Raw genomic sequence first — 25,102 nt, 5'->3', positions numbered from 1 at the left:
GCGATTCGCCTACCGCGCGCCGCCAGCGGCCGGTAGGCGCGATCGACTACCGTCTAACGGCTCACGCGTCCGGTGAATACGCAGACAGGAACCTATCCGGCCTCGGCCGACGAGGGGAATCCCGTGCACTTGTGGAGCTATATCCGAGGACGTGGCGAGACGCTGGCCTTCCTCACCTATCAGCATGCGTCCCTTGCCTTTCAGACCGTGCTGGTGGGAACGATCATCGCCGTGGTCATCGCGATCGCGGTGTACCGGCTGCCGCTGCTGTCGGCGCTGACCCTGACCTCCAGCCGGGTGGCGCTGACGATTCCGTCGCTCGCGCTGCTGGCGCTGCTGCTGGTGCCGTTCGGGCTCGGGGTGGTGCCGTCGTTCATCATGCTGGCGTTCTTCGCGACGCTGCCGGTGATCGGCAACGCGATCGTGGGATTGCGGTCGGTGCCGGAATCGGTGATCGAATCCGCGCGCGGCATCGGGCTTTCGCGCCGCCGGATCCTGTTCACCGTCGAATTGCCGATCGCCTGGCCGGTGATCCTCACCGGCATCCGGATCTCCACGCAGATGGTGGTCGGCGTGGCCGCCATCGTCGCGTATGTGCTCGGGCCGGGTCTCGGCTCGCTCATCTTCAACGGCCTGTCCCGCCTCGGCGGCGCGAACGCGCTCGAAATGGCTTTGACCGGAACCATTCTCATCGTCGTGATCGCGTTGGTGTTCGACGCGCTCCTCGTCCTGCTGGGACGGCTCACCATCGCAAAGGGACTCTCATGACCGAGGCAGTGACCCGGCCGCCCGTTCCGGCCGAACGCAATGTGACCGGTGCGTCCATCGTGCTGGACGGTGTGGTGAAACGCTATCGGGGACAGGAGAAACCGGCCGTCGAACGGCTGGACCTGGAGATCGAGGCCGGGCATATCGTCGCGTTCGTCGGACCGTCCGGCTGCGGTAAGACCACCACCCTGAAGATGATCAGCCGCTTGATCGAACCGTCCGGCGGGCGGATTCTCATCGACGGGCGCGATGTCACCAAGGAGGATCCGGACAAGCTGCGCCAGTCCATCGGGTACGTCATCCAATCCGGCGGGCTCTTCCCGCACTGGTCGGTGGCCAAGAACGTGGGCGCGATTCCGCGCGTGCTGGGCTGGGACAAGAAGCGGATCGCCGAGCGCACCGAATATCTGCTCGATCTGGTCGGGCTGGATCCGGCGGTCTTCGCGGACCGGCTGCCCAAGGATATGTCCGGCGGACAGCAGCAGCGCGTCGGCGTGGCACGGGCGCTGGCCGCCGATCCCCCGGTGCTGCTGATGGACGAACCGTTCGGAGCGGTCGATCCGATCACGCGAGTTCGGTTGCAGGACAGCCTGATCGCGATTCAGCACGAACTCGGCAAGACCATCGTTATCGTGACGCACGATTTCGAGGAGGCCACCAAGCTCGGGGACAAGGTGCTCATCCTGTCCGAGGGCGGGCATATCGAGCAGTACGCGACACCCGAGGAGATTCTCACCGATCCGGCCACGCCGTTCGTGGAGGAATTCGTCGGATCGGGCGCGAAGCTGGCGTACCTCACCGTCTCGCGGGTGCGAGATGTGGAGTACGACAGGGTGATTACCGCGCGCATCGGTGAGCCCTCGGGCGAAGTGATAGCGCGCGCGCAGGCAGCCGGGCACGACTGGATCGTGGTGGTCGATCGCTCCGGGCGGCCGCGGGCGTGGCCCACGCTCGCGGAAGTGGCCAGCAAACCCGAAGTGTCGGACTTCCTGGACCGGCGGCTGCCCGTGGTGGCGCGCTCCTCGACGCTGAACGACGCCCTCGACGCCATGCTCGCCACCAGTCAGGGGGCCACCCTGGTCACCGATGGCCGCGGCGCGGTGGTCGGCTCGCTGAATATCGGAGCGGTGACGGAGTTGATCCGCGCCAAGCTCGCCGAGGGTCATCCCGAGGAACAGGACCTGTCCTACGAAACCCATATCGACGGAACCGATTACGCGCCGACGCCGGTGATCGCCGCCGATGACGAACCGGATTCCGTGCCGCCCGCGGCGGCCGCGGAAACGGCCGGGCAGTCATGAATCGATTGCGCCGCACCCCGATCGACGTCTGGTTCGAACCGATCATCATTCTCGCGATCGGCATCGGCTATCTGCTCTGGTATCGGTCCACCACCTTCACCGCGACCGAGAAGGCGTCGCTGGGCTGGGCCAATTTGCAGACCACGATTCTGGCGCATATCAAGCTGACCGTGGTGGCCACGCTCATCGTGGTCGTGGTGGCGATACCGCTCGGAATCGCGCTCACCCGACCGGCTTTGCAGCGTTTCGAACCGATCGTGGTGAACATCGCCAATATCGGCCAGGCGGCCCCGGCGGTCGGGCTGCTGGTGCTGTTCACCTTCTGGCTCGGCACCGGATTCCGCACCGCCGTCATCGGTCTGGTGGTCTACGCGATCCTGCCAATCCTGCAGAACACCATTGTCGGACTGCGACAGGTGGATCAGCGCACCATCGAGGCCGCGCGCGGTATCGGCTTCTCCGGAGCGCGCACCCTGGTGCAGGTGGAATTGCCGCTCGCGGTCCCGGTGATCCTCAATGGCGTGCGCACCGCCCTGGTGATCCTGGTCGGCACCGCGACGCTGAGCACCTTCATCGGCGCGACCAGCCTAGGCACGCTGATCACCACCGGCGTCACGCTGTTCCTGCCCAAACTGCTCATCTCCGGCGCGATTCTGGTCGGCCTGCTGGCGCTGATCATCGATTGGCTCGGCAGGCTGGTCGAACTTGCCGCGACTCCGCGAGGTATCTCATGAGGGCGCTACGGGCCGGATCGATTGCGCTGCTGGTGGTCTCGCTGCTGGCCGGATGCGGTCTGGTGAGTTCGTCCGGCACCTTCCACGCCGCGAAACTGGTGGACGGCGGGCAACCGCTGGACGGCGCGAAACTGGTCGTGACATCCAAGAGCTTCACCGAGGGTGTACTGCTGGGCAAGATCACCGCGACCTACCTGGCCGCCGCCGGAGCCGATGTCACCGATCTGACCGGTGCGCCCGGCTCCGCCTCGTCACGGCAGGCCCAGCTCAACGGGGACGCCGATATCCTCTGGGAGTACACCGGCACCGGCTGGGTCAACTACCACAACGAGACCGAGACAATCGTCGACCCGCACGAGCTGTGGCAGCGGGTGCACGATATCGAGCGCCGGGACAACAATCTGGAATGGCTCCCGCCCTCGAACTTCAACGACACCTACGCTTTCGCCGCCGGCCCGACCGCGCAACGCCTGAAGGTAAAGACGCTCTCGGACGTGGCCGCGCTACCGGTCACCGATCGCACCTTCTGCGTCGATGACGAGTTCTTCAGCCGCTCCGACGGTTTCATTCCCATGCTGGCGAAATACGGTATCCCCTACAACGATTCGAACGGCGTACCGTCCGGCAACGTCACCCGCATGGACGCGGGCGTGGTCTACCCCGCCACCGCCAAGAGCGCGCCCTGCAACTTCGGCATGGTCTACACCACCGACGGCCGCGTGAAGAACCTGAATCTCACTGTGCTGGACGACGATAAGAAGTTCTTCCTGCCCTACAGCGGCACCGCCGTGGTGCGCGGCGCGATCATCGACAGGTATCCGCAGATCCGCACGCTGCTCGGCACCATCTCCGAACGCCTGACCGATCAGCTCATGCAGGACCTCAACGGCCGGGTCGACATCGACGGGCAGGACCCGTCCGATGTCGCATACGACTGGCTGAAAAGCGAAAAGCTGGTCCAATAGCGGGAATCACAGCTGCGGCCTGCGATCCGCGCGATGCGACAGTCGCTCGGTGAACGTCTCCGCCCACGCCGCCGCCTCCGTCCCGTCATCGACCGCCGCGCCGCGCCGCCGCGCCCGCACCTGCCCCAATCGCTGCCGCCGGTGCCCGCTTCCGGGCTGCGCCTGCATAGCGAGAATCCGCACGCACCAGGAGACATAGGCCTCCACCCCCATCCCCGCCGCCTCCGCGGCAGCGACCAGCGCACGCCAGTCGTCATCCCCCACAGTCACCGAAATGTCCCTACTAGCCATACCGATCCACGCTATCCCTCGAATCTCTCGATTCTCATCAGACTCCATCCAGCACGCCGGTGAGGCCTTGCTAACGCAGTCGTTACGCACTGTAGCCATACCGAAACGCCTGGTACATAGCGTATACAGGCATGTCGACACCATTGCGGGCCCGAACCAACGGGGCGGGCGGCCATTTGCGCGACACCGTGTACGCCACGTTGCGCGACGAACTCATGAACGGTCAGATCAAGTTCAGCCAGCGCCTGACCGAACCGAAAGTCTCTGCCCGCTTCGGGATTTCGCGGACTCCGGCGCGCGAGGCGCTGGCCATGCTGTGCTCGGACGGTCTGTTGCATCGGGAGGAGATCGGGTTCAGCCCGGTGCGGCCCAGCATTCCCAAGGTGCGCGACCTCTATGAGTTGCGGATTGCGTTGGAGCTGAGCGGAATTCAGCGCGCGATGGACAATGCCGATATTCGGCACGACCACGAGCTGCTGCGGCTCGAACGTGAGCACTGGCTGGCGCTGCGGGCCGATCCGCCCGCGCAGGAGCCGGGTTTCGTGGTGGTGGACGAGGGCTTCCACATCGCCCTGCTGACCGCGTCCGGCAACGGTGAGCTGGTGCGTGCGCTGATCGCGGTCAATGCCCGCATCCGGCACGTGCGCATGTACGACTTCATGGTCAACAACCGGGTCGAGGTGACCATCGCCGAACACCTCGCGATTCTGGATGCCGTTCTCGCCGACGATCTTCCGCTGGCCTACGACCTACTGCACCGGCATATCGGTGAATCCCTCGACGTCGTGGTCGAACGGGTCACCCGCGCCATCGTCGCCATGTCCATGGCCATTGAACAGGAGTAATCGGTGAGTTCGAGTTTCGACACCGTACTGATCGCCAATCGCGGTGAGATCGCCTGTCGCGTACTGCGCAGCGCCCGCGAGCTGGGGCTGAAAACGGTCGCGGTGTACTCCGACGCGGACCTCGGGGCCGCGCACGTCCGCATGGCCGACGCCGCAATCCGGCTCGGACCGGGTCCGGCCGCACAATCCTACCTGCGGGCCGATGCGGTCATCGAGGCGGCACTGGCCTCGGGCGCGGGAGCCATCCACCCCGGATACGGATTCCTCTCCGAGAACGCCGAATTCGCCACCGCGGCAGCGGCGGCCGGACTGATCTTCGTCGGTCCGACTCCCGAACAACTACGGGTGTTCGGCGATAAACACACCGCCCGCGAGGCCGCCCGCGCCGTCGGCGTACCGCTGGTGCCGGGCAGCGGCATCCTCGAATCGGTCGATCACGCTGTGGCGGAAGCCGATCGGGTCGGCTATCCGGTAATGGTGAAAGCCGTCGGCGGGGGCGGCGGCATCGGTATGCAGGCGTGTGCCGACGCCGATGAGGTCCGGGCGGCCTTCGCGCGGGTGCGGCGGCTGGCGGTGGCGAACTTCTCCTCCGCCGGGGTGTTCCTGGAGCGATTCATCAGGCGCGCCAGGCATATCGAGGTGCAGGTCTTCGGTGACGGTGAAGGCCGGGTGGTCAGTCTGGGCACCCGCGACTGTTCACTCCAGCGCCGCAATCAGAAGGTGATCGAGGAAGCGCCCGCCCCGGGCCTGCCGGACGACCTCACCGAACAATTGCTCGCGACCTCGCGCGCGCTGGCGAGTTCGGTGCGCTATCGCTCGGCGGGCACCGTCGAATTCGTGTACGACACCGAGCGTAGCGAGGCGTCGTTCCTGGAGATGAATACCCGTCTCCAGGTGGAACATCCGGTCACCGAGGCGATCACCGGCGTCGATCTGGTGGAGTGGATGCTGCGCTTGGCGGGTGGCGACGACACCGTGCTCGACGGTGTGCCAGATGGCGGCCCCGCGCTCGACGGCTGGGCGGTGGAGGCCCGCGTCTACGCCGAGGATCCCGGACACGACTACCGTCCGAGCGCCGGATTGGTCACCGCGACAAGGTTTCCCGCCGACGCCCGGGTCGACACCTGGATCGGGACCGGCACCGAGGTCAGCGCGTTCTACGATCCGCTGCTGGCCAAGGTCATCACGCACGGCACGAATCGCGATGAGGCGTTCGGGAAGCTGAGCGCGGCACTCGCGGACACCGGCGTCTACGGTGTGCAGACCAATCTGCCGCAGTTGCGGGCGGCCGCGGTCGCGCCGGTGGTGCTGGCCGCCGACCACAGCACCGGCACGCTGGCCGAACTGTCGTGGTCCAGCCGCCGGGTGGATGTGCTGCGGGCGGGCACCATGACCACGGTGCAGGACCATCCCGGCAGAATCGGACTGTGGGAGGTGGGAATTCCGCCGTCCGGACCGATGGACGATCTCTCGTTCACCCTGGCGAATACCGCCGTGGGCAATCCCGTGGGCGCGCCCGGTCTGGAATGCACGTTGCAGGGACCGCGACTGCGGTTCTCCGGTGCGGCGCTCATCTGTGTCACCGGAGCGCCGACCCTGGTGACCGTGGACGGCGCACCCGTGCCGATGTGGGAACCGGTGAGCATCGCCGCCGGATCTGTGCTCGATATCGGCACGCCGTCGGACGCGGGACTGCGCACCTACCTGGCCATCCGGGGCGGAATCGACGCGCCGCTGTACCACGGCAGCGCGTCGACCTTCACCCTCGGCGGCTTCGGCGGCGTCACCGGTAAGGCCGTCGCCGACGGCGATGTACTGGGAATTGCTGCGGCGCAACATGATACGGCGAGCGACCCCGGGCCGGTGCCGGTCGAGCAGCGGCCGCTGTTCACGCATGACTGGCAGCTGGCCGTCGGTGAGGGGCCACAGACCGCACCCGCATATTTCACCGATGCCGATATGACCCAGTTCTACGAGCAGGCCTGGCGGGTCGGCAGCCATGCCAATCGCACCGGCATCCGGCTGGAGGGACCGCGCCCGGAATTCTCCCGCACCGACGGCGGCGACGCCGGGCTGCATCCGTCGAACCTGCACGACAATCCGTACAGCGTTGGCGCGCTGAATGTTTCGGGCGACACCCCGATCCTGCTCGGGCCCGACGGACCCAGCCTGGGCGGCTTCGCGTGCCCGCTCACCGTGGTGTCGGCGCATCGCTGGAAGCTGGGCCAGGTGCGGCCCGGCGATACCATCGCATTCCTGCCCGTCACCGACGAGACCGCCACCGAGCTGCGCGCCTCGACCGCCGCCCGCGCCACCGGCGTGCTCACCGATTCCGGTGCGGCACTGCGTGATCGCGGTATTCTCGGCGGCATCGAGGCCGACGCCGACCGTCCGGCGGTGCGCTATCTGCGCGGTGGCGATGACAATATCCTGGTCGAATACGGCGAGATGGTGCTGGATCTCGGGCTGCGCATGCGGGTGCACGCCCTCGCGCAGGCGCTCGCGGCCGCCGCACCGCCCGGCATCATCGATGTCACGCCCGGGGTGCGGGCACTGCACATCCACTTCGATCCCGCTGCGCTGCCGCAGTTTCGGCTACTCGGCCTGCTCACCGAACTCGAGGAACAACTGCCCGCGACCGGTGATCTGGTCGTGCCCAGCCGCACCATTCGGCTGCCGCTGTCCTTCGACGATCCATCCATCGCCGAGGCGATCGACCGCTACCGCAGCGGGATTCGCGATACCGCGCCGTGGCTGCCGTCCAATGTCGAGTTCATTCGCCGCATCAACGGGCTGGACAGCGTGGAGGAGGTCCGCCGCACCGTCTTCGACGCCGAATACCTGGTGCTCGGGCTCGGCGACGTGTATCTCGGTGCACCCCTGGCGGTTCCACTGGACCCGAGGCATCGGCTGGTCACCACCAAATACAATCCGGCGCGCACCTGGACGCCCTCGGACGCGGTGGGCATCGGCGGTAAATACCTGTGCGTGTACGGGATGGAATCCCCCGGTGGCTATCAGCTGATCGGGCGCACCATCCCGATCTGGTCCAGCTATCGACAGCACGCGCCGTTCGAGGACGGCACGCCCTGGCTGTTCCGGTTCTTCGACCGCATCGTCTGGGAGCCGGTCACCCCCGAACAGCTTCTGGACCACCGGGCGGCGGCCCGCTCGGGGCGCTTCGACGCCGAGGTCACCGAGGGCGTCTTCGCGCTCGCCGAACACCGGAAGATGCTGCGCGACAACGCCACCGATATCGCCGAGTTCGAGACCCGGCAGAGCGCGGCGTTCGAGGCCGAGAAGCGCGCCTGGCACGCCGCCGGTGAATTCGACCGCACCGTGGCCGCCCCGCCCCCGGTCGAGGACCACGGCGATCCGCTCGCCGATCTGCCACCCGATGCCACCGTGGTTACCGCACCCATGGTCGGCAATGTCTGGCGCGTCGATATCGAACCCGGCGCGCGATTGACCGCGGGTGATCCCGTGGCGGTCCTCGAGGCGATGAAACTCGAACTGCCCGTGCCCAGTCCGGCCACCGGCACCGTGCTGCGGGTGCTCGTCACCCCCGGCGCCACCGTGGAACCCGGAACCCCACTAGCCGTGATCGGAGTGACCGAATGAACGCACCCCAGACCGAGGCCACCATCCCCTCGCCCACCGCACGCGTCGCCGCGGCCTTTGCGCGCATAGCCGCGGCCGATCGGCCCGAAGTGTGGATCACCTTGCGCGAGTTCGACGATGTGCACGCCGAGGCGGCGGCGATCGAACAGCGCCTCGCCGACGGTGCGACGCTGCCGCTGGCGGGAATGCTCGTCGCGGTCAAGGACAATGTGGACGTCGCGGGTCTGCCGACCACCGCCGGCTGCCCCGAATACGCCTACTCCCCTGCCGAAACCGCTTCCGCCATAGCGCGTTTGGTCGCGGCGGGGGCGATCATGCTCGGTAAGACCAATCTCGACCAGTTCGCCACCGGGCTGGTCGGGACGCGTAGCCCCCACGGTGCGGTTCGCAACGCGCATCATCCCGAGCTGATCTCGGGCGGCTCCAGTTCCGGATCCGCGGTCGCGGTCGCACTCGGTATCGCCGATATCGGAATCGGCACGGACACAGCCGGTTCCGGGCGGGTACCGGCCGCATTCCACGACCTCGTCGGCATCAAAGCCACGCTCGGGATCATCCCCGCGCACGGGGTGGTCCCGGCCTGCGCGGACTACGATGCCGTTACCGTCTTCGCCGCCACCCTGGACCTGGCCACCCGGGCGGCGGCGGTCATGGCGGGTGCGGAGCGGCGTGATCCGCGCAGTCGAAGCTGGCCCGCCGATGTGCGATTCGCGGCTCCCCAGGTGCCGCGACTGGCCGTCCCCGTACCCGCGAACCTCGATGCGCTCAGCCCCGAATACCGGGAGGCCTTCGACAGGTCGGTGTGCACCGCGCTCGAGGCCGGATGCAAGATCGAGGCGGTCGATATCGCGCCGCTGCTCGAGGCCGCGCTGCTGCTCTACGATGGTGCGATCGTCGCCGAACGCTACGCCGCCGTCGGCGCATTCCTCGATACCGCGCCGGCCGGAGCCGATCCGACCGTGGCGGCAATCATTTCGGCCGCGGCCGCAACGACCGGCCCGGGTTTCGCCGACGATCTGAACACCCTCGCGCACGCCCGCGCCTTCGCGGCGGAACTGCTCGAGCCTTTCGACGCCCTGCTGCTGCCGACCACCACCGAGCATCCCACCCTCGCGGCGGTCCGGGCCGATCCGATCGGAATCAACCGGCGGCTGGGCACATTCACCAATTTCTGCAATCTGGTGGATCTGGCCGCGGTGGCGATTCCGGGGGCCGCGACCGCCACGGGATACCCGTTCGGGGTGATGATCGTCGTGCCCGCCTTCGCCGATCAGGTCGCCGTCGATATCGCGGCGCGACTGCAAAACATCGACACCGCACCGCTTCTCGTCGATCGCGGCGTCGATCTCGCCGTCTTCGGGGCGCATCTGCGCGATCAGCCGCTGCACTGGCAGCTGGAGGAACTCGGCGCGCGGTTCGCCGGAGCCATTCGCACCACCGACGCGTACCGGCTCACGGCCATGGCCACCACGCCGCCGAAGCCCGGCGTGGTGCGCACCGAACCCGGTGCGGGAGCGCCTATTCCGGGCGAGCTGTACCGGCTGTCCGAGGCCGCGCTCGGCCGCTTCCTGGCCGCGCTGCCCGCCCCGATGGCGCTCACCGCGATCGAACTGGAGGACGGCCGTGGCGTCATAGGTTTCACCGCGACCCATGACGCCACCGCCACCGCCGTCGACATCACCGAATACGGTGGCTGGCGAGCGTATTTGAGCGCTCGATAGTCGGCCGCGACGGGCCGGAGACGCTGCGCCGGATCAGAGCAGTCGCCAGTCCTCCAGCCCGTCGTACAGCGGCACCTCGCGCGCCAGCTTGGTGACCCGGTCACGCAGCGCCTCGATATCGGAGCCGCCCGCCAGCGCGGTGGCGATGATATCGGCGACCTCGGTGAACTCGGCATCGCCGAATCCGCGGGTGGCCAGCGCGGCGGTGCCGATGCGCAGGCCCGAGGTGACCATGGGCGGGCGCGGATCGAACGGAACGGCATTGCGGTTCACCGTGATTCCGATCTCGTGCAGCAGATCCTCACCCTGCTGGCCGTCGAGCTGGGAGTCCCGCAGATCGACCAGCACCAGGTGCACATCGGTACCGCCGGTGAGCACGCTGATGCCCTGGGCCGCGACATCGCTGCCGGTGAGCCGCTCGGCGAGAATCTTCGCACCCGAGAGCGTGCGCTCCTGCCGGTCCCGGAACTCCGCACCCGCCGCGATCTTGAACGACACCGCCTTGGCCGCGATGGCGTGCATGAGCGGCCCGCCCTGCTGCCCCGGGAACACCGCCGAATTCAGCTTCTTGGCGAATTCCTGCTTGGCCAGGATCAAGCCCGAACGCGGACCGCCCAGGGTCTTGTGCACGGTCGAGGAGACGATATCGGCGTGCGGCACCGGCGAGGGATGCAATCCCGCGGCGACCAGTCCGGCGAAGTGCGCCATATCGACCCACAGGTACGCGCCGACCTCATCGGCGATCTCACGGAAGGCCGCGAAATCCTGCTGCCGGGGATAGGCCGACCAGCCCGCCACGATCACCTTCGGCGAGGTGTTGCGTGCGATCTTGCGCACCTCGTCCATATCGATGCGATGGTCCCGCTTGCTCACGCCGTAGGCGCTCACCCGATACAGCTTGCCGGAGAAGTTCAATCGCATACCGTGCGTCAGATGCCCGCCGTGCGCCAGATCCAGGCCGAGCAACCGCTCCCCCGGATTCATCAGTGCCATCAGCACCGCGGCATTGGCCTGCGCACCCGAATGCGGTTGCACATTCGCGAATTCCGCGCCGAACAGCTCCTTGGCGCGTTCGCGGGCCAGGGTTTCCACCACATCGACGTGTTCACAGCCGCCGTAGTAGCGGCGGCCGGGATAGCCCTCGGCGTATTTGTTGGTCAGCACACTGCCCTGGGCCTGCAATACCGCGCGCGGCACGAAGTTCTCCGAGGCGATCATCTCGAGGGTGTCGCGTTCGCGGGCCAGCTCGCCCGCCATGGCGGCGGCCAGCTCCGGATCGAGCTCACCGAGCGGCTGGGTATTGACCGAGGCGGTGCGGGGATGGGAAGCAACCACTGGCGTACTCCGTTGGCTAGCAAGGGGATAGCCGACGCCCTCGGGCACGCACACCGGCGACGGTCCGGCTCCCGCACGCGGGCGGCCCGGAGGTCGGTGCTGCGCCCAGTCCACGAGGCGGCGACCGCCGGATACGGCGCATCCGGCACAGCGGGCAGGTCTTCGGACTCACAGGCACCGGCCCTGATTCGGCCGACCTACCGGCCGTCGCTTCCCGGGCTGTCGGTAGCCCAGTGCGTGTGACGGCGTTCGTTCCTGCTCACCGCTGCGGGACAGTCCCGGATTCCCACCGGGTTCCCTCTTCGCCCGCAGGCTCGTCACCGTGCGGGGCTTCGACGCCGGGGATCGATCCGGGGGCTCCCGATATCGCGATCACCGGCGAACCAGCTGCGTACGAAGCATACGATGCGCGCGCGGCCGGGCGCGATCCGGTCAGTCGCGCAGGAAGCGCACGGAAGTATCGCCCGCGGCCGTGGTTTCGACGCGGCAGCGGACCCGATAGACCTCGGCGATGAGGTCCTCGGTCAGCACCTGGGCCGGGGTGCCGGTCGCCACCACGCGCCCCTGCCGCAGCACCACCAGCACATCGCAGAACATGGCCGCGAGGTTCAGATCGTGCAGCGCCAGGATCGCGGTCACCGGCAGTGCGCGAACCAGGGTCAGGATCTCCAGCTGATGGGCGATATCGAGATGATTGGTCGGCTCGTCGAGCAGCAGTTCGCGGGGCTCCTGCGCCAGTGCGCTCGCGATCAGCGCGCGCTGACGCTCACCGCCGGAGAGCGTATGCCAGCGCTGGGATGCCTTGTCCGCCAAGCCCGCCGCGGTGAGCGCGGCATCGATGGCCGCGGTGTCCGCGCCCGGATCGCCGCCGAACCAGCCACGATGCGGGATCCGGCCGAGCCGCACCACATCGTGCACGGTGAGATCGAGATCGGTATCGGCGTGCTGGCCGACCAGCGCGATCCGGCGCGCGAGCTGCCGCCGCGGAATCGATTGCAGGTCATCGTCATCGAGCCGGACGCGGCCGGAGTCGGCGCGGTCCAGGCCCGACATGAGCCGCAGTAGTGAGGATTTGCCCGAGCCATTGGGGCCGAGCAGGCCCACCGTGGTACCCGGTTCGGGGTCGAGGGTGACGCCGTCCAGCACCAGACGACCCGAGCGGGTCCAGCAGACCTCGAGTGCGCGCAGGGTCATGCCGGCTGCCTGCGCCGCCGGGCCAGCAGTACCGCGAAGGCGGGCACGCCGAGCAGTGCGGTGACCACGCCGACCGGAATCTCCCTGGCGCCGAACGCGCTGCGCGCGAAGGTATCGGCCCACACCATGAAGACCGCGCCGATCACAACCGTCACCGGCAGCAACCGGGAATGACCGGGGCCGACCAGGAAGCGGGCGATATGCGGCAGCACCAGGCCCACGAAACCGATCGCTCCGGCCGCGCTCACCAGCGCCGCCGTCACCAGCGCGGTGACCAGCAGCAGCACCATCCGGGTGCGGCCCACCGCGACACCGAGCGCGGCGGCGGCATCGGATCCGAAGGCGAACGCGTCCAGAGCCGGTGCGTACCACAGGCATACGAGGCCGCCGAGCCCGAATACCGTGGCCGCCAACGCCACATCGGTCCAGGTAGCACCCGACAGCGAACCCAGCAGCCAGAACAGCACGCCGCGGGTCTGTTCGGCATTGGCCGAGGACAGCACGATCAGCGAGGTCAATGCCGAAAACAATTGGGTGCAGGCCACACCCGCGAGCACCACCCGGTCCGGGGTGCCGCCCGCACCGTAGGCCAGCGCCAGCATCACCGCGAAGGACAGCACCGCGCCCAGGAACGCACCGCCGGACAGCGTCAGTACCCCGGCCCCGACGCCGAGCACCGCCACCAGCACCGCGCCGGTGGACGCACCGGAGGACACACCCAGGACGAACGGATCGGCGAGCGGATTGCGCAGCAGCGATTGCAGAATCGCGCCGCAGAGCGCGAGCCCGGCCCCGCACAGCGCCGCCAGCAGGGCGCGCGGCAGCCGCAGCTGCCAGACGATGCCGTCGGCCAGACGACCGGCCGAGAACGTGCCCAGCCCGAGATGCCGGCCGATGATGCCGTACACCTCGCGCAGTGAGACGTTCGCCGGGCCGATGGACACCGTCACGGCGATCGAGACAACCAGCAGTGCAACCGAACCCAGGCAGATCGCGGTGGCGCGCCGGGCCGGGGTCAACGCGCCGTGGCCAGACCGGTCGCCAGCTTCTCGATGGCGTCGATCTCGCGAATGCCCGGATCCAGTTCCGAACCGGTCATCACCACGTAGTGCTTACCCTGCACCGCGCGCATTCGATTGGTGGCCGGATTCGATTCCAGGAAGGCGATTTTCGTGGTCAGCGCATCACCCTCGATGCGTTTGCGGCTCAGGTCCGCGAGCACCAGTACATCGGGATCGCTCGCGACGACCGCCTCCCAATTGATCTCGGGCCAGTCCTCGCGCTGATCGACGAAGACATTGCGCGCGCCGACCTCCTTGGCGTAAAGGCCCGGGGCGGAACAGCATCCGGCCATATAGGGGGTTTTGACGCCGGAGAACCAGAAGGCGACGGTCGGCTCGGAACCATCGCGCGATCCCGTCGCGGCGCGCAACCGGCCGCGCAGCTGATCGACCAGCTGCGCGCCCCGCTCCTGCACATCGAAGATCCGAGCCAGTTCGGTGATCTCCTGGAACAGCGTGTCGATGCCGAGCGGCGCTGTGCGGGTGACGGTTTCACCGTCGACCTTCGCGCCGGTGCAGACCGCCGGTGACTGATAGGTGGGAATGCCCAGCTGTGCGAACCGCGATCGTTCGGCCACCACGGCCGAGGTGAAGGTGTGCGCGCTGGCCGAGGTCACCAGATCGGGCTCCTTGGCCAGCACCGCCTCGAAGGACGGATCGTTATCGGCCAGCCGGGGCACCTTGGCGTTATCGGCCGCCAGTGCCGGGAGCACCGGATCGAACCAGGTCGAGGTGCCGACCATGCGATCGGCCAGGCCCAGCGACAGCAGGACCTCGGTGGAGGCCTGATACAGCGCCGCGGCGCGCGTGGGCGCCTTGTCGAAGGTGACCTTGACGCCGCAGTTGTCGAGGGTGAACGGATAGCCGGTGCGCCCGGGACGGTCCGGGGAGCCGCCGTCCCCGGCCGTCGTCGCATCCGAGGAAGTACCGCAGCCGGTGATACCGGCAACGAGACAGCCAATCATTCCGAACACAGCCAGAAGCCGCATCGATCGCGTCGTCTTCATGAAATGCACCGTACCAATCGGAATCTTATGGAAACTCCGGCGCGGTATGCGAGCGGAGCGAATATTCAGCGACCGAACAGGTTTCGATGTCATGCGCTCAGCGGCGCGGCGGTGACGTGATAGCCGAGGTTGTTCAGCACCTCGCGCGTCGCCTTGGCGAAATTGAGGGTGATGAAATGCAGGCAGGGCGCGCCCTCGTCGATGAGCCGCTGCGCGATCTCGGTGGCGATCTCGATGCCCGCCGCGCGCACGGCGGCCCGATCCTCCTCCGGACCGGTGCCCGCGGCGCGGCGCAGACGCTCGGAGATCGCGGCCGGGAGCGCGCGGCCGCTGAGCTCTTCCGCGCGCGCGACCGTGCGCAGCGAGGTGATCGGCATCAGTTCGGGGATAATGGGTTTCGCGCCCTGCACCGGGTCGAAGGCGGCCATGCGATCACGCAAGCGCAGGTAGTGCTCGGGATCGAAGAACATCTGAGTGATCGAATAGTCCGCTCCGGCACGGAGTTTCGCGGCCAGGAAGGCGGAGTCGGTCTCCAGGTCCGGGGAACGGTGATGGCCCTGCGGGAACGAGGCGACACCGACATTGAAATCGCCGAGATCGCGCACCAGGCGCACCAATTCCTCGGCGTACTCCAGACCCTCCGGATGCTTGCGCCAGTCGCCGAGCGGATCACCCGGCGGATCTCCGCGCAGCACAAGGATATTGCGGATTCCGCAGTCGGCGTAGGAGCCGACCAGCGCCCGCAGTTCGGCCACGCTGTGGCCCACCGCGGTCAGATGCGCGACCGGGAGCAGCGTGGTCTCCTGCGCCAGCTGGCCGGTGATGCGGGCGGTGCGGTCCTTGGTGGAACCGCCCGCCCCGTACGTCATCGATACGAACGCCGGGTGCATGCGTTCGAATTCGCGTGCGGCGCGCCACAATCGCGCCTCACCGGCGGCATCGCGCGGCGGATTGAACTCCACCGAGAACGGCACCCGCGACCCGGAATGGGCGCGCAGGCTCTGCACGACGGTGGAAGTGTTGTCGGCGTTCGACATCGAGGAGCTCCATGTTCAGCGGCGATGAGCCGCCGCCCGGCGCGAGCGCACGCTGATGGAGCCCGCGGAGCGTATCCGCGCCCCGGTCCTTCGGCGTACCGCCCAATCCACGAGGCGACGACCGCCGGATACGGTGTATCCGGCGCAACGGGCAGGTCTTCGGACTCGTGGGCGACGGCCCGCACCGGGCCGACCCCGGTGCACACGACCGGGGCGCTACCTATCGGCCGTCGCTTCCCAGGCATGCGCCCAGTGCTTCCACGGCCTTCGTTCCCACTCACCGCTGCGGGACAGTCCCGGAATTCCACCGGGTTCCCTCTCACCCGGCCGCGCGAGCGCGAACCGAGCTCGACGCCATCGAGTGGATCAGGGGCTCCTCAATACCCTCTCCGGCGAACCAGCTGCGATGGCGAATACTAGCGAAGTCCGGCAGCGTCTCCAACCGACGGGTTGCGATCACGCACCGATGGCGCTCGCACAGCGAAACTCACATCGCGTCCAGTCTGTTTAATGGGCAATATGGGAGCTATGCCTTATTCGAACCCGATCAGTGCCTGGAAGTCCCTCCGCGAAGGAAATGAGCGTTTCGTCAACGGTGAACTGCAGCACCCCAGCCAGGGGGCCGCGGATCGCGCCAAGCTCGCGGGCGGGCAGCAGCCCTCGGCGATCCTGTTCGGCTGCGGTGACTCCCGCGTCGCCGCGGAGATCATCTTCGACCGCGGCCTCGGCGATATGTTCGTGGTCCGGACCGCGGGCCACGTGGTGGACAGCTCGGTCCTGGGTTCCATCGAATACGGCACCGAGGTGCTCAATGTGCCGCTGATCGTGGTCCTGGGCCACGACAGCTGCGGTGCGGTGCGAGCCACCATCAACGCGCTCGACAACGGTGAGGTGCCCGGCGGATTCATCCGCAGCGTGGTGGAGCGGGTCACCCCGTCCATCCTGCTCGGCCGGCGCGAGGGTCTGACCACCGTCGACGAACTCGAGGGACGGCACGTCGAGGAGACCGCGCGCCAGCTCATGCAGCGCTCGACCGCCATCTCCCAGCGGGTCATGGCGGGTGAGCTCGCCATCGCGTGCGTCACCTACAACCTCGCCGACGGCCAGGCGAAACTGAACAGCGTCTTCGGCAATATCGGCGAACACGCCTGATCGACCTATTGGTTCGGTCGTCCCGCGACGGCGTTGTAGATGCCGTCGCGCAGGCGATCGAACCATTGCACGTCGGCTTCGCGATGCTCGGCCCTGCGCGCCTTCGCCGATCCGGCGGCGTATCGCCAACGCGCCCACGGTGATTGCGGACGGGCCAGGCGAATCGCGCCGACCACGCCCAGGATCGGAATGAACAGCGCGAACAAACCGGTCCAGGCCTTGCCCTTGGCCATGGTCACCAGCGCGAGCGAGCCGTGCAGCAGCACCACCCCGACCACGACCTGCCAACCGCGGAAATTATCGGTGATGCCCAGCGGGGTGGCTCCCAGCAGCATGAGCGCGCACACCGCGATTCCGATGACCACCGCGTCCACCGAAACCCGGCCCTGCTCGGACCAATAGACGTCCTTCAGATCCAGGATCAACGCGAACTCGTCGAGCACCAGCGCGGTGCCCACCCCGAATAATCCCGCGAACAACTCCGGCCACGGCGAATGCTCCCCGATCGGGCTGAATACCCCGAATCCGGCCGCGATCATGAAGATCACCCCGAACACCATGTGGTGAATATGTTTGCCACCCGGCGTGATATTGCCCGGCCACCACGACACCCCGGCACGAATCATGCGCACGCTGAACCGGATGAACACGAAGGTGATCACGAACATCACCAGCAGAATCGCCAACGGCAACTTGCCCGGCAGCACGATCATCCGATCGAACCAGCCACCCGAAGCGGCGAGCGGCACTTCCACGGGAACGCGTCGCACGCCACCTCCTGGATCAGGCATTTCGCTCGCACCCGGAGCCAACAATAGCGATCTCGGCGACCGAGACGCGGCATTCGGGGTGGCGGGAGCCGAGGAGGGTTCGGTGATGCCGCCGGGCAGGGGGACGATTCCGGCGGCATCAGCGTGAGCGGTGGGTACGCCCTCGGTTGCAGCGAGGGCCACCACTCAGGAGGCGGGTATACACCCGGGATCCGGACCGATCAGAGACTATGGCCGGAAACCCTTCGCGCGCTTGATGATTGCTGACAGCGGAATGACGGGCGGGTGAATAGTGAGAACTAGTCGTATAGGCGGGTGAGGTTCGCGTGCTGGAACTTGCGCTCCATCGCCACCCAGACTTCGCGGAGGGTGCGGGCCTGCGGGATCTCATCGGGGGTGATGTAGATGCCGAACGTGGTCTCCAGTTCGGCTATCAATTCCGGGGAGTGGATGGGGGTCCTCCTTATTTGCGCGGGAGAGCGCCGTCCATGCCGCCGACGTCGGAGATCTTCCAGCCGGAGTTGGTGTCGATGGTGACGCTGTAGGTGACCGTGGTGAGGCCGCCGTCCGGGGATTGGGCGCTGGTGGAGTTCACGTTCACGAAGACGTTCACCTTGTAGATGCCGCCGGAGTTCGAGGCGACCTTGGCCGCGATCGGGGAGGCGGTCGAGGTCCATTTCAGGGGGACCAGGATCTCCTGGAGTTTGGGGGCGGTGGCGTCGAATTTGTTCGCCAGGACGGGGGTGGTGTTCGCCTTCAGTTTGGCGAACCAGGAGTTCACGTCCTTGTAGTCGATGGTGGCCGCGCCTACCGCGTAATCGGTGGCGACCTGTTCGGCGTGCTCGTTCGCGGCCGCGGTGGCGGTGTTGTCGCTCAGGTCACCGCGCGCGGAAATCCACAGTGCCGCAAACACTCCGGCGATGATCACCAGTGTCGCGAGCACCGCGGCGGTGATCATGGTGGACAGCGGGACCGCGATGGTCCGGGCAGGCCGCGCGCCGGTGGCGGCGGGCTCGGTGGTCTTCTCCTCGATGTTCTCGTCGATCAGGGTCGCCATCTGTACTCACACTCCATGTCTGGTTACTTCACGTTGATTCGCAGCCGCAGCGCACCGTCATCGCCGACCGAGGCGAGCGCCTGTGCGAGCAGACTGCTGATGTCGACCTGCGGAATGGTCGAGATGCCGGTCTGTGCCAGCGGTTGCAGGACCGGGAGCAGCTTTTGCAGATCGGGTCCGACGGTGCGGACCCAATCGGCCAGTTTCTGCAGGAACGGCGCGAGGCCATTGCCTTCGGCGTACATCTGCGGACCCGGGGCGATCTTGACCAGATCCCCGAACGCCGCCGCGATCCTGTCCACGCCGTCACCGAAATCCACCCACTGCGGATTGCCCGCCGAGATCGCCGGGGCCGCCCAATCCATATCTCCCGCAAGCGATTGCAGGTTCGTCATGACCGCACCCAGCTGCGGCGAACGGCTGATCATGCTGGCGGCCAGCAGATCACTCGCCCGCGCCAAGCCCGGCACCGCGCCTTCGGTCCCGGTCAGCGCCCTGTCGAAGGTCTCGATGAGCGGCTTGATGGATTCGGGATCGAGTTGATTCAGGAATTTCACGACCAGCTGCGCGACCTCCGGAATCGAGGTGGGCATGCGGATCTTCTCGGTGGCCACGGTCTGCCCCGATCGCAGATACGGTCCCGCACCGGTATTGGGCACGAATTCGATATAGGGCTCGCCGATCGCGGACAGATTCTCGATGACCACGCGTGAATCGACCGGAATCCGGTAGGTGTCATCGACGCGGAAGTTCACCTCGACACCCGCCGCGGTGGTGTCCACCGAGGTCACATCGCCGACCCGAACTCCGCTGAGCAGCACCGGAGATCGCACCCCGATACTGCCGGAATTGGTCAGCACCATCCGCGCGGTGGTGTAGTCCACGAAGGTGTCCAGCCGCACCACCCCATAGGCCAGATACACCGCGCCCAGGATCGATACGATCGCGATGGACAGCAGCGATACCGCTCCCCCGGCCTTCATCGCACCGCGCCGATCATGCGCAGCGTATCGACGATCCGGTTCACCTGATCGTCCTTGGCCACCGCGTCCGGCCCGCTCACCGTGGCAGCGGTGATATTCACCTTCGGGCCGCGCTCGACGAACGGAATGATCTTGTCGCGCAGCAGCGCGATCAGCTTGTTCAAATTCGACGGCGCGGTCAGGTCCAAGGGACGGCCCGTGAACGCCAGCGGCAGAAAGGCTTTCGCGGCGGCATCGGCGGAATCGACCAGCGGGGCCGCCCACACCAGCGCGTGCCCGACCACGCCCAGCTGACCGAGTACGCCCACCACCCCGACCACCGAGGACACCGCGGCCGAGGTCTGCGTGACACCGTAATCGGTGAGCAGCTCCTTGATGACCGGTGCGTCGGCGGCCACCGCGCTCGCATCGGCCCCGATCCCGTTCAGGAACGAATCCACCTGTGCGAGATTGTTTCCCAGATCGACGTAGTCGGCGTGCAGCACATCGGCGATGCGCGCGGTCTCCTTGGGATCGGCGGGCAGCACCCCGTTGAGCTTGTTGACCGCGTCCTGCATCCGGCCGATGGCACCGCCCTGAATGAACGTCGCCAGCCCCGCCATGGTGTCTTCCAACTGCACCGGCGGCTTGGTCTGGGTGAGCGGGATCGTGCCGCCCGCGGGGATTTTCGCGCCGGTCGAATTCGGCGGGGTGGTCAGCGCGATGTGAATGTCACCGAGCACGGTGTTCTGCCGCAGCTCACCGATGGTGGTCACCGGCAACTGCACCGAATCCAGGATGTCGACATCGACGATGACGTAGCCGCCCTTTCCTGGCGGCGCGGCCGGATCGACCACGCGTACATCGGCCACCGTGCCCACCCGCGCACCGTTGGCCATCACCTTGGCGCGCGCCGGAAGATTCAGGGCGCTCGTGAATTCCATCTGGATGCGATGGGTCGGACCCGATACCTCCGCACCGGGCACCGGCACCGACGCCGGATCGAAACCGCAGCCGCCCGAGGCGGCCAGCACCGCGGCAGCGATCGGGACGATCAGCAGGACTCGCAGCGGGACAACGTAATTCGATCGCTTCATGAGGCACCGACGATTCCGAGTATCAGTTGCGGGAGTTGGATATCGGCCAGTCCATTGGCTGCGCCCGCGCAGCGACCCGGCGCCACCGCGTTCACCGCCGCGCACACCGCCTCGGCATCGGGCCGGGCCACCGCCACGCGCGGCGGTGCGTAATCGAGCCCGATCGCACCGGTCTGCGGATCGACCGCGCGTGCGAAAGCGCCGGTGATGGTGGGGACCATCCGGATGATCTGTTCCAGCGTGCCGACATTCGCCCCGATCATCCGCACCAGCGGCACCGCCGAGTCGAGCAGTTTCAGCACGGGATCGCCCGCGAGCGTGGTGATGTCGTTGAGCAGCGGCAGTGCGCGCTGAAAGCCCTCGATGACCTCGACGACCTGGGTGAACAGTTCATTGTTGACCTGATCGAGCACCCCGCCGAACCGGGTGAGCATGGATTTGATGTCACCCCAGTGCGCCGCAACGCTTTCCGACAGGGTCGCCAGTGCGTCGATGACCGAGCCGAGCCTGCCGATCGCCGCATCGGGGGCGTTCAAAGCCGTCCCCAGTTTGGTGATGATCTGGTTGATCTGATCGCCGGTGCCCGCGGTGGCACTGTTCAACGCCTTCAGGCCATTGCCCAGTGCGTCCTGCCGCGCGGGGTCCGATCCCAGCGTCCGGTTGGACAGCGTCGCCATCGCGTCGAGCATTTCGGTCATGCTCTTGGGCGTCAGGGTTTTCGAGATGCATGTCCCCGATTCCCAACGTGCACTTGTCTTTCCGGCGCTGATGAGTGCCAGATCGCGATCCGCGACCAGAGTGTTGGACAGCGTGGTGGCCGCGGTGTCCGCCGCCAGCGGATAGCGCGCGTCCACCTCGAAGTCCACCCGGACCCGCGCGCCGCCGGGCTGTAGTTTGGTCACCTGACCGACCGGCACGCCGCGCATGGTCACCCGATTGCCGGTGTACAGCCCGATGGTGTCGGGCATATCCGCGCAGTAGCTGTTCATCTTCTTCGCCGGATCCAGCGCGACGAAATACGCTGCGAGAGCGACGATCACCACCGCGACGACACCGGAGATCGTCATGAATCCGCGCGAGCCGAGCATGCGATACAGCATCAGCACGCCTTTCCCGCGACCGGAATGCACAGCTGCGGCGCGGTCACCACGGCGGCCGACTGATCGACGCCGATACCGCCGTCGGGCAGGATCAGCTGACCGAGTCGTTTGCCGAGGTCCTGAACCGAATCGACCAGCGAGCCCAATTTGCCGCCGAGCCTTTCCAATTCGGGAATGGCGGCGACGAGCTGGGTGAGCACCGGTCGCAGACTGGACTCCCAGGCCGGTTGCAGCGCGGCGATGCGATCGACGATGCGGACCAGGGTTTTGACCGTCTCGCGCACCTCGACCCGATAGTTGGTCAGGGTGGTCTCCAGCAGGTTGGTCGTCCGAATAAACTGTCCCAGCACCGATTTCGCGGTATTGATCGCGCCGATGTACTCATCGGCGACCGCCAGCGCGCTGGAGACATCGGCGTTCTGCTTGTTCAGGATGTCCACCAGGCTCTCGACGCCGCCGAGCAGTTGGCGCAACGCATCGGGATTGGCGGTGATCGACTGTTCCAGGGCCGAGAAGTTCTTGCGCCAGGCGTCCCCGTCCAGCTTGCTCACCGGTTCGGTGGCATCCTGGAATGAGCGAATCAGGTTGTAGGGCAGCCGAACCCGATCGGCGGCGATATGCCCCGAGCCGAGCGGACGGGAACCGGCGGGGAACAGCGCCACATAGTGGCCACCGGCCAGGGTGAGCATCCGAATATCCAGGGTCGTCTCACTGCCGACGAAGACATCGGTGTCGACGGTGAAGTTCATCAGCACCCGATCGGGCCGCAGATCCAGCGATTTCACGGTGCCCACCGGGATACCGGCCAGGCGCACGTCGTCGCCGGGCTTCACCGATTGCGCCTCCTCCAGCTCGGCGGTGAAAGTGTTCTTGCCCAGAGGCATTACGTAGGTGGCGCCGGCTATACCGCCCGCGATGAGCACCGCGACGGTGGCCAGCACCCCGTAGCGCAGCTCGCGCCGGTGCGTCGCCTGTTCGGTGCGCGAGCGCTGTTCGAACAGCACCCGCAACCGCTGCCGCCAGGTCGGTTTCACTGTTTGCATATGGCGACCTTCTGCCCCGCGATCAGCACCGAAAACACCTGCGGCACTTCGGCATTACCCCGCGAACAGGACAGCTCCACCGCTGATCCGGTCGGCGGGACGAGCGCGTCGAGCGATTGCAGCAATCCGGGCAGCCGGCCGAGCACATCGACCGCGTCCTGCGGATTCGGGAACAGGGTGCGAATGAGACCGTCGATATCCGGATTCGCCTTCGGTGTCAGGCCGAGCCGATCCAGCAGGCTGTCCACCGGATTCAGCAGCGGCGGGGCGGTCAGCGCGAAATCGACCAGCCCGTCGATATTGGTTTGCAGTGAGCCGAACACGTCGGAGATGCTGCGCAGCAGGGTGACCAGATGCGGTGACTGGCCGCCGATCTGATCGGAGATATGCGCGAGATTGCCCACCAGCGTGGAGATCACGGTCTGCCGGTTGGTCACGTAAGAGCTCAGCTTGCCGATGGAATCGAGCGCGGAGCCCACCCGGGTGCCGTCCCCCTCGATCACCGCGAGCATGTTCTCGGCGAATTGATTGAGCGCGTCCGGCGACAGCGTCGCGAGCACCGGCTGCAAACCGTTGAACAGCGCGGTGATATCGAACGACGGGATGGTCCGATCGGTGCCGATGGTGACACCCGCCGCCAGCCGGTTCGTCGGCGCGGGCGGCTGCTGGACGTCGATATAGCGCTGCCCGGTCAGATTCTGATAGCGAATCGCCAGTTTGCTGGTGTCGTACAGCGGGCGCGAGGCCAGCACCGAGATCTGCACCTTGGCCCGATTACCTTCCAGCGCAATGCTGTTCACCTTGCCGACCTGCACGCCGTACATGCGCACGTCATCACCGGTCTTGAGGCCGTTGGCATCGGTGAACAGCACCGCGTGCGTCTCGGTCGCACCGTCGACCGGACGTTTGATCGCCGAGATCACCACGCCCAGAACCACGATCATCGCCACCGCGAACGCCAGTGTGCGCCAGGCCGCGCCCGTCACCGATTTCATCGACCCGCTCCCGCCGGGGCGGACAGACCGAACAGCGGCACCGCGAGCGCGGGCACACCGCGCAGATCCACCGACAGGTCCAGCACCGGACCGTTCGGGGTGTCCGGCATGGCGGTGCGCAGCCGATCCAGCAGTGCGCTCACATCCTGGCCGGAACGCGTTGGCGCGGGCACCATTTGGGCCAGGGCCCGAAGCAGCGGGATGAGCATATCGGTGTATCCGGAGAGCTGATCGCGGGCGGCGTCACCGATCGCGCGCACCGCCGGGAGCACGTCCTGGACCACCACGTTCACACCCGAATCGAAGAGCTCCCGGTCCGTGCGCAGCACCGGGATGGAGTAGATCCGCTGCAGCAGTTGCACGGTCGCGTCGACGAAGCCCGCACCGCTGTCCAGCGTCGTACCGAAATTGCCGAGCACGGTGGACATCGGCATCGTCTGCTTATCGGCGACCGTCCGGGCGGTCACGACCATTGCCTGCAACAGCGGGGTGAAGGCGTCCAGATCGGTGGTCATCCGGCTGAGCATGACCGTCACCTGCGGGGTCAGCACGGTATCGCCGACCTGGGACAGGGTGCGCAGCAGCGAGCCCATCGTCGCGTCGTACACATCCTTGGCGCGCGGACCGGTCAGATCGATCAGGGCGTCATCGCGCAGGGGTGCGCCGCCGGAGCCGCGCTTCAATTCGAGTTCGCTGATGCCGAACAGGTTGGCGGGCGCGTAGTCCAGGCGCAGGCTGTCATCGATGCCGAAGAGCCGGGAACGGTCCAGCCGCAGGGCGATTCGCTGGGTGCCGTCCGCGGCCGGCTCGATGGCCGACACCGCGCCCACCCGCACCCCGTCCAGGCGCACCTCGGTGCCCGCCTCGATTCCGTCGCCGATCTGCTCGGTCAGCAGCGAGACGCGCAGCCGCGAGTCGGCGCGCACCCCGGCGACCACCGTCGCGATCAGCGCGGCGGTGACCACCACCGCGAGCGCTATCGCGCCCACCGCCAGCGAACGCTTCTCATCGATGGCAACGCCCGGTAATCCGTATGCAGGCATCCC

At 67.1% G+C, this 25,102-nt stretch carries 23 protein-coding genes and 2 riboswitches; of the genes, 8 read left to right on the top strand and 15 right to left on the bottom strand.

Annotated elements, in window-relative coordinates:
- Nucleotides 1-123 precede the first annotated feature (123 nt).
- From ACFVUS_RS00830 to ACFVUS_RS00815, 4 genes are read left to right on the top strand one after another with little or no spacing between them, the layout of a single operon-like run.
- Nucleotides 124-768 carry an ABC transporter permease gene (locus ACFVUS_RS00830; RefSeq protein WP_364633148.1) on the top strand — a complete coding sequence of 215 codons (645 nt, stop codon included), beginning with the start codon at nucleotides 124-126 and terminating at the stop codon, nucleotides 766-768.
- Complete coding sequence (locus ACFVUS_RS00825) at nucleotides 765-2,069, top strand: ATP-binding cassette domain-containing protein (protein ID WP_387761038.1); 1,305 nt, start codon at nucleotides 765-767, stop codon at nucleotides 2,067-2,069. Before ACFVUS_RS00830 ends, ACFVUS_RS00825 begins: the two co-directional genes overlap by 4 nt.
- Nucleotides 2,066-2,803: an ABC transporter permease gene (locus ACFVUS_RS00820; protein WP_387761037.1), complete on the top strand. Its 738-nt coding sequence runs from the start codon at nucleotides 2,066-2,068 to the stop codon at nucleotides 2,801-2,803. Before ACFVUS_RS00825 ends, ACFVUS_RS00820 begins: the two co-directional genes overlap by 4 nt.
- Nucleotides 2,800-3,768 (top strand): glycine betaine ABC transporter substrate-binding protein, encoded by a 969-nt coding sequence (locus ACFVUS_RS00815; protein ID WP_387761036.1) that lies wholly within the window; start codon nucleotides 2,800-2,802, stop codon nucleotides 3,766-3,768. The genes ACFVUS_RS00820 and ACFVUS_RS00815 overlap by 4 nt, the downstream gene beginning before the upstream one ends.
- Nucleotides 3,769-3,774: 6 nt before the next feature.
- On the opposite strand, the gene ACFVUS_RS00810 is transcribed toward ACFVUS_RS00815, so the two are convergent.
- Entirely contained in the window at nucleotides 3,775-4,038 is a 264-nt protein-coding gene (locus ACFVUS_RS00810; protein WP_387761035.1) for a hypothetical protein, read from the bottom strand.
- A gap of 152 nt (nucleotides 4,039-4,190) precedes the next feature.
- On the opposite strand from ACFVUS_RS00810, the gene ACFVUS_RS00805 reads away from it, so the two are divergent.
- Genes ACFVUS_RS00805 through atzF form a run of 3 tightly spaced genes read left to right on the top strand, consistent with a single transcriptional unit; the run spans nucleotide 4,191 to nucleotide 10,246 of the window.
- Nucleotides 4,191-4,904, top strand: a complete 714-nt coding sequence (locus ACFVUS_RS00805) for a GntR family transcriptional regulator (protein ID WP_387761034.1) — start codon at nucleotides 4,191-4,193, stop codon at nucleotides 4,902-4,904.
- A gap of 3 nt (nucleotides 4,905-4,907) precedes the next feature.
- Entirely contained in the window at nucleotides 4,908-8,525 is a 3,618-nt protein-coding gene (uca, locus tag ACFVUS_RS00800) for an urea carboxylase (protein ID WP_387761033.1), read from the top strand.
- Nucleotides 8,522-10,246, top strand: a complete 1,725-nt coding sequence (gene atzF, locus ACFVUS_RS00795) for an allophanate hydrolase (protein ID WP_387761032.1) — start codon at nucleotides 8,522-8,524, stop codon at nucleotides 10,244-10,246. The genes uca and atzF overlap by 4 nt, the downstream gene beginning before the upstream one ends.
- A gap of 33 nt (nucleotides 10,247-10,279) precedes the next feature.
- Here atzF and glyA read toward each other — a convergent pair whose 3' ends face one another.
- The 5 genes from glyA to ACFVUS_RS00770 all read right to left on the bottom strand — a co-directional run bounded on the left by glyA (nucleotide 10,280) and on the right by ACFVUS_RS00770 (nucleotide 15,880).
- A complete protein-coding gene (gene glyA / locus ACFVUS_RS00790) occupies nucleotides 10,280-11,581 on the bottom strand; it encodes a serine hydroxymethyltransferase (RefSeq protein WP_387761031.1) in 1,302 nt (433 codons plus the stop codon).
- Nucleotides 11,582-11,716: 135 nt separating this feature from the next.
- Nucleotides 11,717-11,906, bottom strand: a riboswitch (cobalamin riboswitch).
- 107 nt (nucleotides 11,907-12,013) lie between these two features.
- Nucleotides 12,014-12,775 carry an ABC transporter ATP-binding protein gene (locus tag ACFVUS_RS00785; protein ID WP_387761030.1) on the bottom strand — a complete coding sequence of 254 codons (762 nt, stop codon included), beginning with the start codon at nucleotides 12,773-12,775 and terminating at the stop codon, nucleotides 12,014-12,016.
- Nucleotides 12,772-13,794: a FecCD family ABC transporter permease gene (locus ACFVUS_RS00780; RefSeq protein WP_387761029.1), complete on the bottom strand. Its 1,023-nt coding sequence runs from the start codon at nucleotides 13,792-13,794 to the stop codon at nucleotides 12,772-12,774. Before ACFVUS_RS00780 ends, ACFVUS_RS00785 begins: the two co-directional genes overlap by 4 nt.
- Nucleotides 13,791-14,843, bottom strand: coding sequence for an ABC transporter substrate-binding protein (locus ACFVUS_RS00775; protein WP_387761028.1), 1,053 nt, complete (start codon nucleotides 14,841-14,843; stop codon nucleotides 13,791-13,793). The genes ACFVUS_RS00780 and ACFVUS_RS00775 overlap by 4 nt, the downstream gene beginning before the upstream one ends.
- Before the next feature lie 89 nt (nucleotides 14,844-14,932).
- The gene (locus ACFVUS_RS00770; protein ID WP_387761027.1) at nucleotides 14,933-15,880 is read right to left on the bottom strand and encodes a methylenetetrahydrofolate reductase; all 948 of its coding nucleotides are present in this window, start codon (nucleotides 15,878-15,880) and stop codon (nucleotides 14,933-14,935) included.
- Nucleotides 15,881-16,012: 132 nt separating this feature from the next.
- Nucleotides 16,013-16,242: riboswitch (cobalamin riboswitch) on the bottom strand.
- 166 nt (nucleotides 16,243-16,408) lie between these two features.
- Between ACFVUS_RS00770 and ACFVUS_RS00765 the strand changes: the two genes are divergently transcribed.
- Complete coding sequence (locus ACFVUS_RS00765; RefSeq protein WP_387761026.1) at nucleotides 16,409-17,032, top strand: carbonic anhydrase; 624 nt, start codon at nucleotides 16,409-16,411, stop codon at nucleotides 17,030-17,032.
- A 5-nt stretch (nucleotides 17,033-17,037) separates the two neighbouring features.
- On the opposite strand, the gene ACFVUS_RS00760 is transcribed toward ACFVUS_RS00765, so the two are convergent.
- The 9 genes from ACFVUS_RS00760 to ACFVUS_RS00720 all read right to left on the bottom strand — a co-directional run bounded on the left by ACFVUS_RS00760 (nucleotide 17,038) and on the right by ACFVUS_RS00720 (nucleotide 25,099).
- Nucleotides 17,038-17,802: a hypothetical protein gene (locus ACFVUS_RS00760; RefSeq protein WP_387761025.1), complete on the bottom strand. Its 765-nt coding sequence runs from the start codon at nucleotides 17,800-17,802 to the stop codon at nucleotides 17,038-17,040.
- Between the two features lie 299 nt (nucleotides 17,803-18,101).
- A complete protein-coding gene (locus tag ACFVUS_RS00755) occupies nucleotides 18,102-18,239 on the bottom strand; it encodes a hypothetical protein (RefSeq protein ID WP_387761024.1) in 138 nt (45 codons plus the stop codon).
- A 26-nt stretch (nucleotides 18,240-18,265) separates the two neighbouring features.
- Nucleotides 18,266-18,859 (bottom strand): hypothetical protein, encoded by a 594-nt coding sequence (locus tag ACFVUS_RS00750; RefSeq protein WP_387761023.1) that lies wholly within the window; start codon nucleotides 18,857-18,859, stop codon nucleotides 18,266-18,268.
- Nucleotides 18,860-18,882: 23 nt separating this feature from the next.
- Entirely contained in the window at nucleotides 18,883-19,842 is a 960-nt protein-coding gene (locus tag ACFVUS_RS00745; RefSeq protein ID WP_387761022.1) for an MlaD family protein, read from the bottom strand.
- Nucleotides 19,839-20,918, bottom strand: coding sequence for an MlaD family protein (locus tag ACFVUS_RS00740; protein ID WP_387761021.1), 1,080 nt, complete (start codon nucleotides 20,916-20,918; stop codon nucleotides 19,839-19,841). The genes ACFVUS_RS00745 and ACFVUS_RS00740 overlap by 4 nt, the downstream gene beginning before the upstream one ends.
- Nucleotides 20,915-22,018 carry an MlaD family protein gene (locus tag ACFVUS_RS00735; RefSeq protein ID WP_387761020.1) on the bottom strand — a complete coding sequence of 368 codons (1,104 nt, stop codon included), beginning with the start codon at nucleotides 22,016-22,018 and terminating at the stop codon, nucleotides 20,915-20,917. The genes ACFVUS_RS00740 and ACFVUS_RS00735 overlap by 4 nt, the downstream gene beginning before the upstream one ends.
- Entirely contained in the window at nucleotides 22,018-23,061 is a 1,044-nt protein-coding gene (locus tag ACFVUS_RS00730) for an MlaD family protein (protein WP_387761019.1), read from the bottom strand. Before ACFVUS_RS00730 ends, ACFVUS_RS00735 begins: the two co-directional genes overlap by 1 nt.
- Nucleotides 23,049-24,056: an MlaD family protein gene (locus tag ACFVUS_RS00725; RefSeq protein WP_387761018.1), complete on the bottom strand. Its 1,008-nt coding sequence runs from the start codon at nucleotides 24,054-24,056 to the stop codon at nucleotides 23,049-23,051. The genes ACFVUS_RS00730 and ACFVUS_RS00725 overlap by 13 nt, the downstream gene beginning before the upstream one ends.
- Nucleotides 24,053-25,099: an MlaD family protein gene (locus ACFVUS_RS00720; protein ID WP_387761017.1), complete on the bottom strand. Its 1,047-nt coding sequence runs from the start codon at nucleotides 25,097-25,099 to the stop codon at nucleotides 24,053-24,055. The genes ACFVUS_RS00725 and ACFVUS_RS00720 overlap by 4 nt, the downstream gene beginning before the upstream one ends.
- Between the last annotated feature and the right edge of the window lie 3 nt (nucleotides 25,100-25,102).

The organism is Nocardia sp. NPDC058058, assembly GCF_042885355.1.
Taxonomy (GTDB): domain Bacteria; phylum Actinomycetota; class Actinomycetes; order Mycobacteriales; family Mycobacteriaceae; genus Nocardia.
The sequence above is the reverse complement of the archived record's forward strand: the minus strand, read 5'-3'. Positions and strand labels throughout refer to the sequence as shown.